Here is a 15,982-nt window from a genome sequence, read left to right on the forward strand (position 1 = left end):
TTGTGGAATGAAGTCGGTGACATCCAGACCCTCGCCTCAAGGCTTTACCCTGATAGAACTGACCCTGGTGTTGGTGCTTCTGGCTGTGATGGCCGCTGCGGCTGTTCCCCGCTTCATCAACCTGAGCAGTGACGCCAAAGGGGCGGTCCTGACTCAGTTTCAGGCCGCAGTGCGCGGGGCCAACACTCAACTCTACCTGTTCTCCAAGCTGCCCAGCTACCGGGTTCGTGCCGTGTCCGGCCGGGGCGATCTCACCGATGTGGATGTGGATGGTGACGGCACCTATGAGACCCGGCTCAAATGCGGCTATCTGGACAATACCGACGTGGCCAAGCGGCTGGATTACAGTGATGAGGCTCTGGGATTCGAGTATGAAGGGGTCGACAAGGTCTACTTCGGCTTCGGCACCGGCAACATCAAGGCCAGCCAGTGCTACTTCATGTATCGCCAAGCCTATGGCACCACCAACCCAGGCAGCTGCAGTCAGGATGACCCCAAGGCCGCCCCCACCTATGAACTGCAGCTGAGCGGCTGCTGATTCCTCCATCGAACACTGACAGGAATGTGTGCAGTCAACTTAAGGAATAGAAGATGAAAAACACCAAGTTCATTATGTTTATCGCAGGTACTCTGTTTGGTGCAGCAGTGTATCTGCTCATCTGAACTTCATCGCCTTTAGCTGACATCAGAAGCCAACTAAAAATGCCCGGCCTTGAGCCACACCAGGCTGGGAGCTTCCGCACGCAGCGGCGGACACAACCCGGCGGGGAAGCGGCACCAGTGGCCTCTGGAGAGACGATGGCCCGGCGCCTCCAACAGGCCATCCACCAGGAAAAACTCACAGGAGAAGGGCTGAGCCGGCAGCCCCTCGCCGGGATTCAGCCTGAACCAGCTGACCCGCTCTGACCCATGGCGGTGCAACTCCCGGGACGGGGCACCAAAGAGGCCGGGAATCACCAGAGACTGGCCGTCATCGTCGGCAAACTGGCAGAGTTTCACCAGCAGCACACAGCCCGGCTCGCTGGCCGGAGCGTGGCCACTGCCTGGCGGATTTCTCAGGTAGCTGCCCGCGCCGAAGTGGCCGCTTTCGTCGCTGAACACCCCCTCCAGAACCAGCAACTCTTCGCCGGCCGGGTGACCGTGATTGGGAAAGGCGCTGCCCGGGTCATAGCGCACCAGGCTGGTGACATGGCCACGCTCTTCCGCGACGCACTCCAGGCGTTTTCGCCAGACTCCGGGGGCGGGGGAGGCCTGCCAGGTCAGGGCCTGGGTATCGATCACCAGGGGTTTGTCGAAGGCCATGTTCAGGGGCTGCATCCCTCTCTCCTTTGCACTGACCGATCCTCTAAGTATCGTCCCGGGACGCCCAGGGATCAAAAAAGGCAGCCCGGAGGCTGCCTGAAACGCAAGGATGTTAAAAAAGAGAGGGCCTGCCGGGGCAGCAGGCCTTCCCAAGGGTGAGCGGATGGGCTCAGAAGTTCCAGCCGAGGTCGAAGTCGTAACGCATGCCCACGGCAATGGAGGTGTCCTTGTCGGCGTTGTCGAAGTCCTTCACCAGGTACTCAACGTGCAGACGCAGGTTTCCGGCAGGCTGCCACTCCAGGGTGGTGTTGTAGCCATCGTAGTCGCCACTGGCCACTTTCTTGCCGTCTTCAAACTTGAAGTAGCCCAGCTTCACCTTGTAGTCGTCGGCGAAGGGGTAGGCCAGGGCGGTATCTATGGTGCTGCCACTGCGATCGGCACCGCCGTCCAGGTTGTAGTCCTTGTCCTGGTAAGCAGCCGCCAGATAGAGGCCGTTGTCGAAGCTGTACGCCACCACGCCGCCCAGAGTCTTGTCGTCACCGATCACCTGGTTGCTGTCATCCAGGCGATCCGCGGCGACGTAACCCAGACCCAGGTGCAGGCCATCCAGGTCGTAACCCAGACCCAGGTTCACCAGATCGGCGTTGTCGTCACCCTTGTCGCCACTGATCTGAGCGCCGGCCATCAGGGTGACACCCTGGTGCTGCAGCTTGTAGGTGACGAAGTTGTCGACGAAGAAGGGGCTCTCCGCGTCATAGGCGTAGGGGCTGTTGGCGTGGTTGAAGATGTCCACGTACTCGGCCACCAGGGTGTACTGGGCAGGACGCTGCTTACCCACGCCCAGCTGGCCGTAAGGGGTGGACAGCGCCACGTAGGCCTGGCGGGCCTTGCCGAAGTCACCGTTGTTGGAGATGTCGACGCTCCACTCACCCTGGGCGATGGCTACCCAGCCATTGCTCAGTTCGGTGGTGGCCTTGATGCCCACCCGGGACAGGGCGTCACGCACGTCCCACTTTTTCTCACCATCCAGGTCCAGGTAGTTGAAGGTGGGGCGCAGGCTGCCGTACAGGTTGAAGGTGGTGCCTTCGGCGACCTGGGGGCCCTGCTGCTCCAGCTGCTGGACGCGCTCAGACAGGACGCGCACCTGCTCTTCCAGGGAGTCGGCGGCCAGGGCATTGAAAGACAGGGCGGCAACGGCGCCGGCAATCAGAGTCATCTTGGTGTTCATTGTCGTAATTCTCATTCCGTTAGGTACTACGGGGCCGCACCTGCTCGCGGGGAGAGGTGAACGGCACGGATTCAATGAATCGGCCCCGGATGGGGCCGGGAGAGGCCGGGGACGCTGGCGCCCCCGGCATCAAGTTAGGACTTGCTTACCTGCTTGAACCACAGGTTGTGGTGTTGCTTGGCCCAGTTCTCGTCGCACTTACCGGTAACCATGCACTCCATACCACCTTCGGACATAACGGTGGCCATGAAGATGTGCACCACAGCGAAGGCGCCGATGATGGCCGCGCTCACCAGGTGCAGCACCAGGCTCAGGTTGGCGCCGTCTTTGGTCTCAACCAGGGTGGGGAACATCATCACCAGACCGGAACCCACAATCAGGGCGCCGCAGATGGCGAAGGTCCAGAACCACAGCTTCTCACCGGCGTTGGCAAAGCCCGCGTCGGGGTGCTGGCCCTTGAAGGGACCGAAGTTCAGGTAACCACCGGCCTTGGCAAACCAGGCCGCGTCGCAGGACTCAGGCAGCTGCTTGGGCAGCCACTTCAGGACCATCACCGCCCAACCGATGATGAAGGGCCAGGCCATCATGTCGTGCAGGGACACGGAGGTGTTGATCACGCCGACCCAGTGGCTGACGCCCATGTTGGGTTCCAGCAGGAAGCGACCGGCGCCCATGATCAGGCCGGTGATGATCAGGAACAGACAGGCGATGCCGCCCAGCCAGTGGACGAAGATGTCCATGCCGCTCCAACGATCCACTTTTTTGCCGGAGAAGCCGCCGTGCAGCTTGGACTTGCCGTTGATCATCACGAACAGAGTCAGCAGGGCGATCATGCCGAAGAAGGAGTAGGTCAGAATGTCCGCCCAGTAGGAAGCGGGGGACAGGGTCTGCAGGTAGCCTTCATTGACGGCGGTGTTCACCACGGGCAGGTCGGGAGACACAGGCATGCCGCGCAGCTCAGGAATGTCACCGGGGATGGTCACTTCCTGAATGGGTTGCCACTGCTGAGGTTGCAGCTCGGCCTTCTCTGCGGCCACGGCCTGGCCGGCAAACGCCGCCACCAGCACCATCTGAAGTAAAGCAATAAAACGTTTCATCTCATATCCTTAGGAGCCAAACCGGCGCCTTACAGGCGGGGACATCCGTCCCCGGAAATTAATGAGTTATTCGGGATGACAGGAACTCACTCAGAGCCGTCGCGTACAGGCGCCAGAACTCCAGCTCGGCGTGCTCACACATGCCGTCGGTGAAGGCCTGGTACCAGGTGCCCAGGTGCTTGTCGAGGAACTCCCCGGCCAGCGCCTTAAGCTCGGCGACGGTGTCGTCGTTACCCTGTTTTTGGTGCTCATGGGCCAGAGCCTCCAGGCAGTAGAGGAACTCCAGCTCATTGCCGATGTAATCCGCCGGCTCACTCAACTTCTCGTCGATCACCAGGCCGATGTGCTGATAGAAATCAGCCACGGCCACGGTCTCGTCGGTGTTGATCTGCCGACCGCTGGCGCGGTGAACGGACTCATAGGGTGGCACCAGCAGGCGAGTCGGTCCGATACACATCCGGTTGAAGTCACACTCCAACTCCATGGGCGCCTGCAGATGGCGGCGCGCCTCGGATAACAACGCATCGTTGTTCTCACCGGCTTCGAGGTAAGCAATCAGGCGCTCGAGGGACTCCGTGCTGGAGGGTTCAAACACCATGCCCTTGAAGGCGTGATACGCCGAAGCAATGGGACCAAACTCGCCGTTCATCATGCCCGCTCCTTAATAATCACCATGTTTGGCTTGGTTACGCAGTCACCGTAGCCCACACCCTGCTTGCTGGCAGAGGCTTTCTGATCCAGCACCTGGTTGACGTTGTCAGACTTCAGGCACTGTACCGGGCAACCATCGACACAGGCGGGGTTCTTGCCCTGGTCAATCAGCTCGATGCACATGTTGCACTTGGCCGCTTTGCCGTCGGTGTCCACCATGGCCACCGCGTCGTAGGGGCAGGCAGAGACACACAGGCCACAGCCGGTGCACTTCTCGCGATCCAACACCACCAGACCGTCGTGACGCACGGTGTAGGCCTTGGCGGGGCAGACCATCAGACAGGCGGGGTTGCCGCAATGCATGCAGGAGTGGCTCAGCCATACGTCGACGATGCCGTCGCCCTTCTGCACTTCGTAGCGGTCCACTTTACGGAAACGCACGTTTTCAGGCAGTTCGTTGTGAATCTGGCAGGCAATGGTACAGGCGCCACAACCCACACAGTTCTCTTGTCTGAAGACAAATCCACGTTGATGTTTGTTTTCCATCGGTTACTCCTTACGCCTTGCTCAGGCCTACACGGGTTGAGTGATAGGCAGAGCAACCGCCCATATCGGTCAACTTGTCGGTGGTCAGGTTGTTGGTACAGCTGTCGAGGCCCTGAGGGTCCATACGACGCCAGTTGTTCTTGGGCGCCATGATGGTTCCGGGGACAACCTGGCTGGTGACCTGGGCTACGAAGTAGGCCTCACCACGATGGTTGTTCAAACGGATCCGGTCGTTGTTCTTGATGCCGTATTTCTCAGCATCAACCGGGCTGATCTTGGCGAAGTAAGCCGGGAAGTTACGGATGTACTTCACGTTGTAGAAGGAGCTGTTGGCACGCTGCGGGATCGCAGGGGACAGCAGCCGGAAAGGCAGATCCCGCTCTTCAGGAATCATCTCATCCTCTGGCAGACCCAGGTCGATCACTGGATCGAAGCCAGCCTTCTTCATGTAGTCGGAGTAGAGTTCAATCTTGCCGGACTCGGTGAAGTACTTGCCGTCGCCGAAGAATGGCTTAGGCACGTTCACCTTAACGAACTTCTCTTTGGCGATCTTTTCGTAGGTGATGCCTTCATAGGCGTAATCATCGGTGTCCAGGAAGTCGCGCAGGATCTGCTCGTGATCCACCTTGAACTCGGGATCGTCGTAGCCCATGTGCTGAGCCAGCTCTTTGAAGAAGGTCCAGTTGTCCTTGGACTCGCCCACAGGCTCAATCACCTTCTCACAGATCTGCTGGTAGTAGCAGTTGTAGTCCGGGCAGTAATCGTCAGATTCAAACTGAGTCGCGGCAGGCACGATGATGTCAGCCAGCTCGGCGGTATCGGTCATGATGAAGTCATGCACCACCAGGAACAGATCGTCACGCATGGCACCGAGGCGACAGGCGTTCGAATCCGGGGCAACCGCAACGAAGTTACCGTTGTAGTTGATCAGCGCGTGGATAGGCTTGCTGGGCTTGCCGTACGCGGTGGGGTTGGTGGGGTGAATCGCCTTGGCGATCTCAGTCATGTTGATGTGCTGAGCGGTCTTGTAGTTGGTCCGCAGGTGGGACGCAGTACCCTTGGCGTAGTTCATGCCGTCATCGGCCTGAACGTTGTCATAGACGAAGCCGTTACCGATCTCACCGAAGTTACCGGTGATGGCGTGCATCATGGCGATGGCACGGGACATACGGGCACCGTTGAAGTTACGCTGCATGCCGTAACCCAGGCGCAGTACGGACTTGGGAGACTCGCCGTACACCTTGGCAAACTCGAACATCTTCTCGCGAGGCACACCGGTGATCTGCTCCACTTCGTCGTAGCTGATCTCGTCCAGGCGAGCCACCAGCTCGTCGTAACCCAGGGTGTTCTTCTTGATGAAGTCGTGATCGACCAGATCCTTCTCCACCAGGTACTTCATGATACCGGCCGCCAGGTGGGTATCGGTAGACGGCTTGGGCTGCAGCCAGATGTCCGCCTGAGAAGCGATAGGAGTACGGATGGGGTTCACCACCAGCAGCTTGGCACCGTTGTCCATGGCACGGTGGATGTACTTGATGCCGTGTACGTTGGTGGCGGTTTCGTTCTGACCCCAGGCGATGTAACAGTCGGTCAGAGGGTTGTCCTCTGGATCCGGACCACGCCAGGTACCGGTGACGGACTTCAGGCCCTCGTAGGCGGCGAATACACACACCAGACGATCCAGCTGAGAAGAGCCCAGCTTGTGGAAGAAACGACATGGACCGCCGTACTTGCCGATCATGCCTTCGTGACCGGAGTAGGAGTAGGGCAGTACCGCTTCTGGACCGTGCTCGGCGATCACCTGCTTCAGACGGGTGGAGATTTCGGCGTAAGCCTCATCCCAGGTAATGCGCTTCCACTTGCCTTCGCCTTTCTTACCCACGCGCTTCATGGGGTGCAGAATGCGGTCTGCGGCATAGGTGTACTGTACGTAGGTGTGGCCCTTCACACAGGGGGAAGTACCGGTCTTTTCCTGCTCTTCCGCACCACTTACGTAGGTCATACGACCATTCTGTACGCGGAACTTGAGCAGACAGCGGTCTGCACAGTTACGGGCACAGGTGTGATACTTCACTTCACCATTACGCTTGTCCAGCAGGCTGTTGTGAGAGCCAGGCTGTTTCGCATTGGCCACACCAGGGGCCAGTCCAGACAAGGAGGTAAAAACCGATGTAGCACCGACTCCTTTCAGGAACTTACGTCTATCGAGTTTCATCATCTTACTACCAACCTTTTTAACTTTTTATGCAAGATCAAATCATCGTCAGCTTGTTATTTAACACTTGATAAAAACTGATTAAAAAGACGGCCCGGGGCAAAACAACATTGCTTTAGGACAACTGAGGGTCATGCTTTAGCAGGGAATGAGAGAGATGAGTCCCACCGCCAGGCCTTATTTGCACCAACTTTTTAATTTCAGTTAAATATCAAACACGCAACAGGTAAACGATTTAAATGTTGTACTGGAAAATCAAGTTAAATCCCTTTCCGAGCCAGTGAGTGCACCAATGCAAAACCCACACAGCTCTTCCAGACTCTCCATGCCTTACCAGTACGTCAGGGTCCAGGCCTGTGGCGCGTCCCCCTGTTGGGAGTTGTCGCCTGACACAGCACCCTGAAACCACCCCCCGAGTCACCATCCTGCTGATGCCTCAAGGAGCTTGATAACTGACAACTCATTGTCAGTTATCGGGGTTTTTCTTGGTCAAAGCCCTATATCAACCTAGGCTAATACTTGGGCTCTCAATATTTCACCTGCCCAATTGAGAACCATTAAAATTTAGATTAAGCCAGAATTTTGGGCATACGCTCCCCGGACGACCTCGTTTTAACGGGTCGCCAGGGTAAAGCAAACTATTGATTCGGATTAATATTATCGCTCAGAGGCCTTTCGCCACTCTTTTTCGAGTCCGTAAATTAACTTGGATTTCACCCAGTTAAACGACGCGGAGTTATTAATGTCGCCATAGAGGATATAGTTGCCAATATCTCTCTCGGTTCTGCGCCGTTCCCGTACTCTTCTTGCCAATTCATCCGGAAGTTTCACGTAATCAACGTGGGGCACCATATCCACAAACTGCCGGGTAAACTGGTTGCAACTTAATGTAATACTGTTGGAATCCGCCAGCATTCTCATGGCGGTGGCCACACTGTCGGTGTATCCGGCCACTTCCATCTCATGTCCCACTTCCCGGCACAAATTCACCAGGAGGGGGCAGGTCAGATCGTTATAGTTATCCAGCTCAAGCAGGGGATAACGGGCAATATCTGCCAGGTTGGGCTCCTTGGCCAAAATAGGGTGTCTGTGGTTGGCGAGAATATAAAGGTCGCCGGTTTCCGCAAACATATCCCAATTCAGGTTTTTACCCTCAAAGCCCTCATACACCACCATAAAATCGATGTCGCCGTTGGCCACTTCCACGGTACAGTCGTGGCTCAGGGTACGAATCTCAAACTTCAGATTGGGCGCCTCGGGAAGAATATGGTCATTGACCACCTTCTGCACCGCATAGACAAACTCGTCGTAGGCCAGGATGGTGAACTGACCGCCGGACTCCTCAGGAGTGAACACCGAGTAGTGCTGCTCAATCTGCTGGTACTGGTCCACCAGCTTCTTTGCCAGGGGGATCAGCTGATTTGTCTTCTCTGTGGGGATCAGACCACAGGAACGACGGACAAACAGGGAGTCCTTGAAGATGTCCCTTAAGCCCTTTAGCGTCCGGCTCACCGCCGACGCCGTCATGCCCAACTCATTGGCAGCCTGGTGACCCTGACCGTGCTTATACACCGCCAGCAGGACCTTAAGTTGGTTGTAGTTCAGTTGATCCAGTTTCATAACACTCAGTTTCGCGAAAAGTGGGTGTGCGCTGATGGTCCCCCTTTCGGTGCTGGTTGACTATTACACAGATCACATTACCGGGGGGCCAAATTTGAAGAACTTGAGTTCTCACCTAACTTTCAAAATTCGATATTTCCTAATTTTTAGTTCGGCAATCCAGATGTGATGAAGCTCACTCGAAATCGGTGCTATTTTGTGCTCGAAGTATTGATAGAGACTAAATGAAAGCTTTAGTTTTGGTTAATTCAGGCGGGAAAGATATAAAGCAAATACTCAAAAGCTATACATACTGGCAACATATCCACCAGTGAGACATTCTTGTATTAGTAAAAATTCATTTTTACGTATATGCAAATTCGGCTCAGGTTAACAGTTTTCGCATCACAGCTTTTCACCTTGTGATCTTGGGCATAGTGCCCCTGCCTCAGGCCCCCCACAATCAGGAAAAACAACCCTGGGAGAGCCTCCGTGGATATAGAACGCCTCGACTACCGTTCCCTGATCGTCTTTGAGTCTGTAGCCCGCCACCTCAACGCGGGTCTGGCCGCCAATGAGCTGGGCATGAGCAGCTCCACCGTCAGCCGCCACATGGGCAACCTGAGGGAGGTGTTTGAAGACGTACTCTTTATCCGCCGAAGCCAGGGCTTTATCCCAACGGATAAGGCGATGGAGATTCTGCCAACGGTACAGCGCCTGATACAGAGCTATGGTGAGCTGAGGCAATCTCACACCAGGTTCGATCCCCGCACCGCCAAAGAACACTTCACCATCTACGCCTACAATGAGTTCACCTACGCCACCAACAGGGCGGTACACGAGGTGATCCTGCCCCAGGCGCCCCAGCTCAGCTTCGAGGTGCGCACCTTGTCATCTGACTGCAGCCGGGCCATCGAGAATGGCGACATCGACTTTGCCGTAGTCTATGAGAACTTTGGCGGCAACAAGCTGGTGGCGGACCTGATCTCCCCCACCGAAGAGATGTACCTGGTGGCCCGGGAGGGACACCCGGTATTCCACGACACCATCACCCTGGAGAACCTGTGCCGCTTCCCCTATTTCGAGCTGGACAACTATGACGACATCCCCTGTCCCCTGCTGGCCCAGGTGGCCGCAAAGCAGGGACTGTCGGTCAAAGTGGCTGGATTCACCGACAACCTGGCAGCCCTGACCCGTCACCTGCTGGACAGCAGTGCCATCGCCATGAGCTGCAACGCCTTCACCCGCGATTACCTGAAACTGGTCAAGCGGATGCGCACCTGCAAACTTCCTGATGAGGTCACCGAGATGCTGATCGGCCAGATCGATGTGGGGCGTACCGTGGGCAACTACCTGGTCTACTCCAGCATCAATCAGTCCGTCTGCCATGACTGGGTCAAGCAACAGCTGCTGAACTCCCTGAGGAGCCAGTGGTACGAAGCGCTGGAGAAGGGGCCTAAGCCCCTGTAGTTACACCACGACTGCACTGCAGAAGCTGACATCAGCCTTGTGGGTGGTGGGATCCACACTGTGGTACCACTCGAAGCAGGGGCGCTCGTCCACCTGAATACCGGCTTGCACCACCTGGCCAATCAGCTCTTCCCAGGCCCGGGGATACTGGGCCTTGTCGGTGATCTCCCGCCTCAATGTGGCGTAGCGCCCTCCGGGAAAGGGCTTTCGTTCCAGCCACTGGGGCAGGGTCAGCCCCTCGGGCACCATCAGACAGATGTCGGTCCGACAATGCTCAGCCGGGGTAATCTCAGGGTTATCGTGATAGATAAACAGGCAGGGCGCCTCGGTCAGGCCCTGCATGCCTGCCCATTGGAACAAACGCCCGCAGGGCTCCTCATAGTTGTCGCCATAAGGCCCGGTGACGCGGATCGCCGCCAGAGAGGCGGGTTCGAAGTGTTTCATCTCCATATTGCAGCTCCATTGTGGGGTTGAGCCTGCATGGTAGGCCTCCTCACCACTGGTGGCGTGTCCTTTCTTGCGCAGCCGGTGTCCAATCTTGCTGTTTTGCAGAAGCTCGGACAGTTGCTCCAGGCAGGTACAGCGGTTGACCTCACTGGGGGTCAGTCCGAAGTGGCGGCGAAACGCCTTGGAGAGGCTCTGTGAGCTGGAAAAGCCGTGTTCCAACGCCAGCTGGGTCACCGTTCCCTTGTGGTAGAACAGGGCACAAGCAACGCTCTCCAGGCGCAGGCGGCGGCGGAAATCATCCAGGGTTTCTCCGGTGACCGCCTTGAAGATGCGGTGAAAATGATAGGGAGAGAGGTGCGCCATGGCCGCCACCTCGGTCAGGTTCATCGGTTCTGCCAGGTTATTTTCCAGGTGGCGGATCACTGGCTTCAGCCGGTTTGGGTAATCAACACTCATGGAGAAAAGGTCCAAATACTCAGGCTATTAGCCTGCCCAAAGCGGACCTATGGTGCAAGGCTCTGGCGTTGATCCTCTACAACGGGGGATAATGGGGCACGTTGTTTTACCAAGGCCCCCAATGAGACTGGACAAATACCTCTGCAGCGCCACCGAGCTGACCCGCTCCCTGGCCAAGAAGCTGCTGCACCGCGGAGAGGTCACCTGCGATGGTGAAGTGATCAAAGACCCGGGTTTTAAGGTGGCGGATCACCACGTCATCTGCATCGATGGTGAACCGGTGACTCCCATGGGCGAGCGCTATCTGATGCTGTACAAACCGGACAACTGCGTCAGCTCCCATGTGGACGACGGCTACCCCTCGGTACTGATCTACATCGACCAGCCCCGCCGGGAGGAGCTGAAGATCGTTGGCCGGCTGGACGCAGACACCACAGGCTTGCTGCTGCTGACCACAGACGGCAAGTGGTCACACCGTATCACCTCTCCCAACAGCCGCTGCCCCAAACGCTACCGGGTCACCCTGGCGGATCCCATAGAGCCACAACAGCTCGAAGCCCTGAACAATGGGGTGCTGCTCCATGGCGAATCTGAACCAGTGGCCGGACAGGCTGAACAGATCGACAGCCACAACCTGTGGTTGACCATAGGGGAGGGGAAGTACCACCAGGTGAAGCGGATGTGTGCCGCCGTGGGCAACAAGGTGGTGGGCCTGCACCGTCACGCCATTGGCAGTCTCACTCTGGACTCCGAAATGGCCCCGGGTGAGTGGCGAGCCCTCACTCCGGAGGAGATCGCCCAGTTCCGGTAACGGCAGTCGCAAGGACAAAAAAAGGCGCCCAGTGGGCGCCTCTGTTTTATCTGGCCATCTGCCACACCGCCGCCAAGTTACGGGCAGTCAGGGTCAGGTTCTCCGCTCCCCTGGCCAGGGCATGGTCCAGATTGGTCACGCCCGGCACCACACTGAACAGGGCGCCAATGCCCTCTTGATGGACCAACTCCGCTCCCGGTCCCAGTGAGCCTGCCAGGGCGACCACAGGCACGCCGGCGCGCTTGGCCAGCCGCGCCACCCCAACTGGGGTCTTGCCGTGGACCGACTGACCGTCGATGCAACCCTCTCCAGTGATCACCAGGTCGGCCCCTTGCAGCGCCTGCGCCAGCCCCACGGCGTCCATCACGATCTCAATGCCTGGCTTCAGCCGAGCCTTGAGCAGCCCCGCCAGGGCCGCACCCAGACCGCCGGCGGCCCCAGCACCCGGGATATCGGCCACGGCTACCCCATGCTGCTGAGCAATCACCTGGGCATAGTGACCCAGGTTGGCATCCAGCTGCGCCACCATCGCCTCGGTGGCTCCCTTTTGCGGGCCAAACACCGCAGACGCCCCCTTGGGACCACACAGGGGGTTGTCCACATCACAGGCCACCTCCAGAGACACCTGGCTCAGACGAGGGTCCAGCCCGGAAAGGTCCAGGCTGGCCAGTCTCTCCAGGGCACCGCCTCCGACCGGCAGGGCCTCGCCGCTCGCATCCAGCAATTTGGCCCCCAGGGCCTGCATCATACCGGCACCGCCATCATTGGTGGCGCTGCCCCCGATGCCAATGATGATCTTCTTCACCCCACGATCCAGGGCGGCGAGAATCAGCTCACCCGTACCCAGGGTGGTGGTCAGCAAGGGGTTGCGCGCTTCCCGCGGCACCAGGTGCAACCCGGATGCCTGAGCCATCTCCACCACCGCGGTGGTGCCATCCCCCAGCAGGCCAAAGTCCGCCTGCACCCGGTTTCCCAGAGGCGCGGTGACTTCGAGAGAGACCCTGTCACCCTTGGTGGCATCCAGCAGGGCCTGCACCGTGCCCTCGCCGCCATCGGCCATGGGCAGCTTCACCACCTCGGCCTCAGCATCCACCTGGTGCCAGCCCGCCTCAATGGCATTGGCCACCTCCATGGCAGAAAGGCTCTCTTTAAAGGAGTCGGGGGCAATCACTATCTTCATGGCAATCTACTCTGGCAGTGGCAAAGAGGTCAGCATAGACCGGAGCATGGGCTCCCGGCCAGTACCGCTTCACCAGAGTGAGGCCCGGCATCAACTTCATGCATCAACGAATTGAAGGACGCTATAGCCGCAACGAAAAAAAGCCCTGTGAATCGACAGGATCATCGGCCGGGGCCAGCCAGTAAGTGATGACTCACCGACTCCAGGGGTTGCGGGTGACGCCCTCCCACCCCGCGGACAGGATTACCTGGAAGTGAAACTGAAGTGGGTGCTCACACCTGATAGTGACTGAGGAACATGGCGGCGGACTGCTCCGCCAGATGTTGCCGCTGCGACGGCTCCAGCGGTGGCATCGACTTCATCACCTGGGGCCAGAATCCACACCCCTTGATCAAGCCATGCAGCTGCTCCATGGCAAATCGCACATCCAGCGGCTTTAACCGGCCATCGGCCTCGGCCGCCGTCAACCAACGCTGCAATCCGGTCTCCACCTCGGCAAACTTCGCCATCTCCGCCTGCATCTGCTCCGGGTGAAACAGGAAGTGACTGAAGGCCACCCGCATCATGTCCAGGTTGATGGGATCGCTGAGCATCGCCAGCTCCTCCTCCAGCAACGCCCGCAACTGAGGGGCCAGAGGCTGGTCCGCCCGATAGATGACACTTCCCTGGGTCAGGGCCTGCTGCCATACCTCCCTGAGCAGATGCATCACCAGCGCCTCCTTACTGGGAAAGTGGTTGTAAACGGTACGCTTGGAGACCTGAGCCAGGGCGGCCACCCTGTCCATACTGGTGCTCTGAACCCCATGCTCGGTAAAGGCTTGGCGGGCGGCATCGATGATCGCCTCTCTCTTGATTTCGCTTCGGGTTCTCTTTACTTCACTCATGACCTATTCCCGCCTTTGGCTGGATGACACACAGAATTTTACACTTGTCGGTTTACTTTTAAAGAGCAGAAAGTAAACTACACCGCATAGTTTACTTATTTTGGTGACCCAATGAAGACAGTGATCACCCTGTTGATAGGAGCTCTAGTGATGACCAGTTGTGCCCTGAGCCGTGACGCCGAGCGTCAGCCGAAGTTCACCAACACCGACGTCGACATTCGCAACAGCGCGGGCCAGATCTGGGAGATCACCAAGGCCTATTTCCGAGACAAGCGCGAAGCCGCCACCCCCAAGCAACCAATCCCCCTGCGTCCCATTCCTCTTGAGGAGTTGCAGCAGAGCGGTCCTCGGGTCTATCGCCTGGGTCACTCCACCGTATTGATGCAACTGGACGGCCACTGGCTGCTGACCGATCCGGTGTTCAGTGAACGGGCCTCGCCGGTTCAGTGGGCCGGCCCCAAGCGGTTTCACCCCAGCCCACTGGCGCTGGAAGACCTGCCCAGGATCAAAGCGGTGGTGATCAGCCACGATCACTATGACCATCTGGATAAGGCCTCCATCCAGGCCCTGGACAGCAAGGTGGAATGGTTTGTCACTCCTCTGCGCGTCGGTAATCACTTGCGTGACTGGGGGATCAGCGACGACAAGATCATCGAGCTGGAGTGGTGGCAGGAGGTCAATCTGGATGGTCTGAGCCTGACCGCAACCCCTACCCAGCACTTCTCCGGCCGAGGGCTGCTGGACCGGGACCGCACCCTGTGGGCCAGTTGGGTATTGGCCGGCGTGGAAGCGCGGATCTACTTCAGCGGAGACTCCGGCTATTTCAGTGGATTCAAGGAGATCGGTGACCGCCTGGGTCCCTTCGACCTGACCCTGATGGAGACAGGTGCCTACAACGATCTCTGGAGCGAGGTGCACATGTTGCCGGAGGAGAGCCTGCAGGCCCACCTTGATCTGCGCGGCAAGGCGATGCTGCCGATCCACAACGGTACCTTCGACCTGGCGCTGCACGAATGGTACGAGCCCCTGGAACGGATTCATCAGCTGGCCCGCCAGCACCAGGTCAACCTGGTGACCCCAGTCTTCGGCGAGGCCGTAGCCCTGAAACAGAGCTTCACCAGCCAAACCTGGTGGCCCTCGCCCCAGACCCAGGCCGTACTGGCCCAGGCAACCGAGTAGGACAGAGCACCATGACGACCACTTCGCTGCCTGATCTGCAGGGCAAAATTGCCGTTGTGACCGGCGGCAACATCGGCCTGGGATTTGAGTCCAGTCTGCAACTGGCCCGGGCCGGCGCCCTGGTGGTGATCGCCTGCCGGGACAACGATAAGGGCGAGCGTGCCAGGACTCGAATCCTGCATCATCTGCCCCGGGCCCAGGTGGAAGTGCTGCCCCTGGATCTGACCTGCGCCGAGACCATCGACCGCTTCAGTCAAGCCTTTGCGGCCCGGCACCCAAGGCTGGACCTGCTGCTCAACAACGCCGGTGTGGTCAACCTGGAAAGTCTGCGTCACACCCACACCGGCCGCGAGATGCACATGGCCACCAACCATCTGGGTCACTTCGCCCTGACCGGCAGGCTGATGCCTCAGTTGCTGGCCGCACCCCAGGCGCGAGTGGTCACCGTCAGCAGCGGCGGCTACAAATGGGGGGTGATCGATTTTGACGACCTGGACTGGCACACCCGCCCCTATCACAGGGTCAAATCCTATGGCGACAGCAAGCTGGCCAACCTGCTGTTCATGGACGAGTTACAGCGACGGTTTGAGGCGCTGGGCAGCACAGCCCTCTCCCTGGCGGCCCACCCTGGGCTGACCGCCACCGAGCGCCAGCAATCCATCGGCATTGGCGGCCGTCTGAGTCGCTGCCTGGCCACCCCGGTGAGCAAGGGCGTGCGGCCACAGCTGGTGGCGGCCACCGCGCCTGAAGCCCGTGGCGGTGATTTCTGGGGACCGGCCTTCGGGCTCTGGGGGGCCCCAAAGCGACACAGTCTCAAGGCTGAGATTCTGGACAGAGAGATCAGCCAGCGACTGTGGTCCCTCTCTGAGCAGTTGACCGGCGTCCATTACCCTGAATAACCCAATAAAAAAGCCGCT

Annotated in this window: 15 protein-coding genes; 5 read left to right on the top strand and 10 right to left on the bottom strand. The window is 58.6% G+C overall.

Going from position 1 to position 15,982, the window contains the following annotated elements; genetic code table 11:
- Positions 1–16: 16 nt before the first annotated feature.
- A complete protein-coding gene (locus QUE41_RS20635; protein WP_286340831.1) occupies positions 17–538 on the top strand; it encodes a prepilin-type N-terminal cleavage/methylation domain-containing protein in 522 nt (173 codons plus the stop codon).
- A 158-nt stretch (positions 539–696) separates the two neighbouring features.
- Here QUE41_RS20635 and QUE41_RS20640 read toward each other — a convergent pair whose 3' ends face one another.
- From QUE41_RS20640 to QUE41_RS20670, 7 genes are all read right to left on the bottom strand, one after another.
- Positions 697–1,317 (bottom strand): cupin domain-containing protein, encoded by a 621-nt coding sequence (locus QUE41_RS20640; protein WP_286340832.1) that lies wholly within the window; start codon positions 1,315–1,317, stop codon positions 697–699.
- A gap of 154 nt (positions 1,318–1,471) precedes the next feature.
- Positions 1,472–2,530, bottom strand: a complete 1,059-nt coding sequence (locus tag QUE41_RS20645; RefSeq protein WP_286340833.1) for a porin — start codon at positions 2,528–2,530, stop codon at positions 1,472–1,474.
- Positions 2,531–2,664: 134 nt separating this feature from the next.
- Entirely contained in the window at positions 2,665–3,627 is a 963-nt protein-coding gene (locus QUE41_RS20650) for a formate dehydrogenase subunit gamma (protein ID WP_286340834.1), read from the bottom strand.
- A gap of 58 nt (positions 3,628–3,685) precedes the next feature.
- Positions 3,686–4,279, bottom strand: a complete 594-nt coding sequence (locus QUE41_RS20655) for a TorD/DmsD family molecular chaperone (RefSeq protein ID WP_286340835.1) — start codon at positions 4,277–4,279, stop codon at positions 3,686–3,688.
- The gene (locus QUE41_RS20660) at positions 4,276–4,824 is read right to left on the bottom strand and encodes a 4Fe-4S dicluster domain-containing protein (protein WP_028107974.1); all 549 of its coding nucleotides are present in this window, start codon (positions 4,822–4,824) and stop codon (positions 4,276–4,278) included. Before QUE41_RS20660 ends, QUE41_RS20655 begins: the two co-directional genes overlap by 4 nt.
- Before the next feature lie 10 nt (positions 4,825–4,834).
- The gene (locus QUE41_RS20665) at positions 4,835–7,039 is read right to left on the bottom strand and encodes a molybdopterin-containing oxidoreductase family protein (protein WP_286342988.1); all 2,205 of its coding nucleotides are present in this window, start codon (positions 7,037–7,039) and stop codon (positions 4,835–4,837) included.
- A 657-nt stretch (positions 7,040–7,696) separates the two neighbouring features.
- A complete protein-coding gene (locus QUE41_RS20670) occupies positions 7,697–8,659 on the bottom strand; it encodes a LysR family transcriptional regulator (protein ID WP_286340836.1) in 963 nt (320 codons plus the stop codon).
- Positions 8,660–9,130: 471 nt separating this feature from the next.
- On the opposite strand from QUE41_RS20670, the gene QUE41_RS20675 reads away from it, so the two are divergent.
- The gene (locus QUE41_RS20675; RefSeq protein ID WP_286340837.1) at positions 9,131–10,108 is read left to right on the top strand and encodes a LysR family transcriptional regulator; all 978 of its coding nucleotides are present in this window, start codon (positions 9,131–9,133) and stop codon (positions 10,106–10,108) included.
- Here the strand turns inward: QUE41_RS20675 and QUE41_RS20680 are convergent, their stop codons facing one another.
- Positions 10,109–11,011 (bottom strand): AraC family transcriptional regulator, encoded by a 903-nt coding sequence (locus QUE41_RS20680; protein ID WP_286340838.1) that lies wholly within the window; start codon positions 11,009–11,011, stop codon positions 10,109–10,111. It abuts the gene before it with no gap.
- Positions 11,012–11,132: 121 nt separating this feature from the next.
- On the opposite strand from QUE41_RS20680, the gene QUE41_RS20685 reads away from it, so the two are divergent.
- Complete coding sequence (locus QUE41_RS20685; RefSeq protein WP_286340839.1) at positions 11,133–11,822, top strand: pseudouridine synthase; 690 nt, start codon at positions 11,133–11,135, stop codon at positions 11,820–11,822.
- 46 nt (positions 11,823–11,868) lie between these two features.
- On the opposite strand, the gene QUE41_RS20690 is transcribed toward QUE41_RS20685, so the two are convergent.
- Together QUE41_RS20690 and QUE41_RS20695 are read right to left on the bottom strand one after the other, a co-directional pair.
- Positions 11,869–13,002, bottom strand: coding sequence for a glycerate kinase (locus QUE41_RS20690; RefSeq protein ID WP_286340840.1), 1,134 nt, complete (start codon positions 13,000–13,002; stop codon positions 11,869–11,871).
- A 272-nt stretch (positions 13,003–13,274) separates the two neighbouring features.
- Positions 13,275–13,886 (bottom strand): TetR/AcrR family transcriptional regulator, encoded by a 612-nt coding sequence (locus QUE41_RS20695; RefSeq protein WP_286340841.1) that lies wholly within the window; start codon positions 13,884–13,886, stop codon positions 13,275–13,277.
- A 150-nt stretch (positions 13,887–14,036) separates the two neighbouring features.
- Here QUE41_RS20695 and QUE41_RS20700 point away from each other — a divergent pair, with 150 nt between their 5' ends.
- Both QUE41_RS20700 and QUE41_RS20705 read left to right on the top strand, forming a co-directional pair.
- Positions 14,037–15,065 (top strand): MBL fold metallo-hydrolase, encoded by a 1,029-nt coding sequence (locus tag QUE41_RS20700; RefSeq protein ID WP_286340842.1) that lies wholly within the window; start codon positions 14,037–14,039, stop codon positions 15,063–15,065.
- An 11-nt stretch (positions 15,066–15,076) separates the two neighbouring features.
- A complete protein-coding gene (locus tag QUE41_RS20705; protein WP_286340843.1) occupies positions 15,077–15,964 on the top strand; it encodes an oxidoreductase in 888 nt (295 codons plus the stop codon).
- Positions 15,965–15,982 lie beyond the last annotated feature (18 nt).

The organism is Ferrimonas sp. YFM, from assembly GCF_030296015.1.
Lineage (GTDB): Bacteria > Pseudomonadota > Gammaproteobacteria > Enterobacterales > Shewanellaceae > Ferrimonas.

Excerpts from the sequence above, each read along its gene's own strand:
- QUE41_RS20640 (WP_286340832.1), bottom strand. The coding sequence starts at position 1,317 with ATGCAGCCCCTGAACATGGCCTTCGACAAACCCCTGGTGATCGATACC.
- QUE41_RS20645 (WP_286340833.1), bottom strand. The coding sequence starts at position 2,530 with ATGAACACCAAGATGACTCTGATTGCCGGCGCCGTTGCCGCCCTGTCT.
- QUE41_RS20650 (WP_286340834.1), bottom strand. The coding sequence starts at position 3,627 with ATGAAACGTTTTATTGCTTTACTTCAGATGGTGCTGGTGGCGGCGTTT.
- QUE41_RS20655 (WP_286340835.1), bottom strand. The coding sequence starts at position 4,279 with ATGATGAACGGCGAGTTTGGTCCCATTGCTTCGGCGTATCACGCCTTC.
- QUE41_RS20660 (WP_028107974.1), bottom strand. The coding sequence starts at position 4,824 with ATGGAAAACAAACATCAACGTGGATTTGTCTTCAGACAAGAGAACTGT.
- QUE41_RS20665 (WP_286342988.1), bottom strand. The coding sequence starts at position 7,039 with ATGAAACTCGATAGACGTAAGTTCCTGAAAGGAGTCGGTGCTACATCG.
- QUE41_RS20670 (WP_286340836.1), bottom strand. The coding sequence starts at position 8,659 with ATGAAACTGGATCAACTGAACTACAACCAACTTAAGGTCCTGCTGGCG.
- QUE41_RS20680 (WP_286340838.1), bottom strand. The coding sequence starts at position 11,011 with ATGAGTGTTGATTACCCAAACCGGCTGAAGCCAGTGATCCGCCACCTG.
- QUE41_RS20685 (WP_286340839.1), top strand. The coding sequence starts at position 11,133 with ATGAGACTGGACAAATACCTCTGCAGCGCCACCGAGCTGACCCGCTCC.
- QUE41_RS20690 (WP_286340840.1), bottom strand. The coding sequence starts at position 13,002 with ATGAAGATAGTGATTGCCCCCGACTCCTTTAAAGAGAGCCTTTCTGCC.
- QUE41_RS20695 (WP_286340841.1), bottom strand. The coding sequence starts at position 13,886 with ATGAGTGAAGTAAAGAGAACCCGAAGCGAAATCAAGAGAGAGGCGATC.
- QUE41_RS20700 (WP_286340842.1), top strand. The coding sequence starts at position 14,037 with ATGACCAGTTGTGCCCTGAGCCGTGACGCCGAGCGTCAGCCGAAGTTC.
- QUE41_RS20705 (WP_286340843.1), top strand. The coding sequence starts at position 15,077 with ATGACGACCACTTCGCTGCCTGATCTGCAGGGCAAAATTGCCGTTGTG.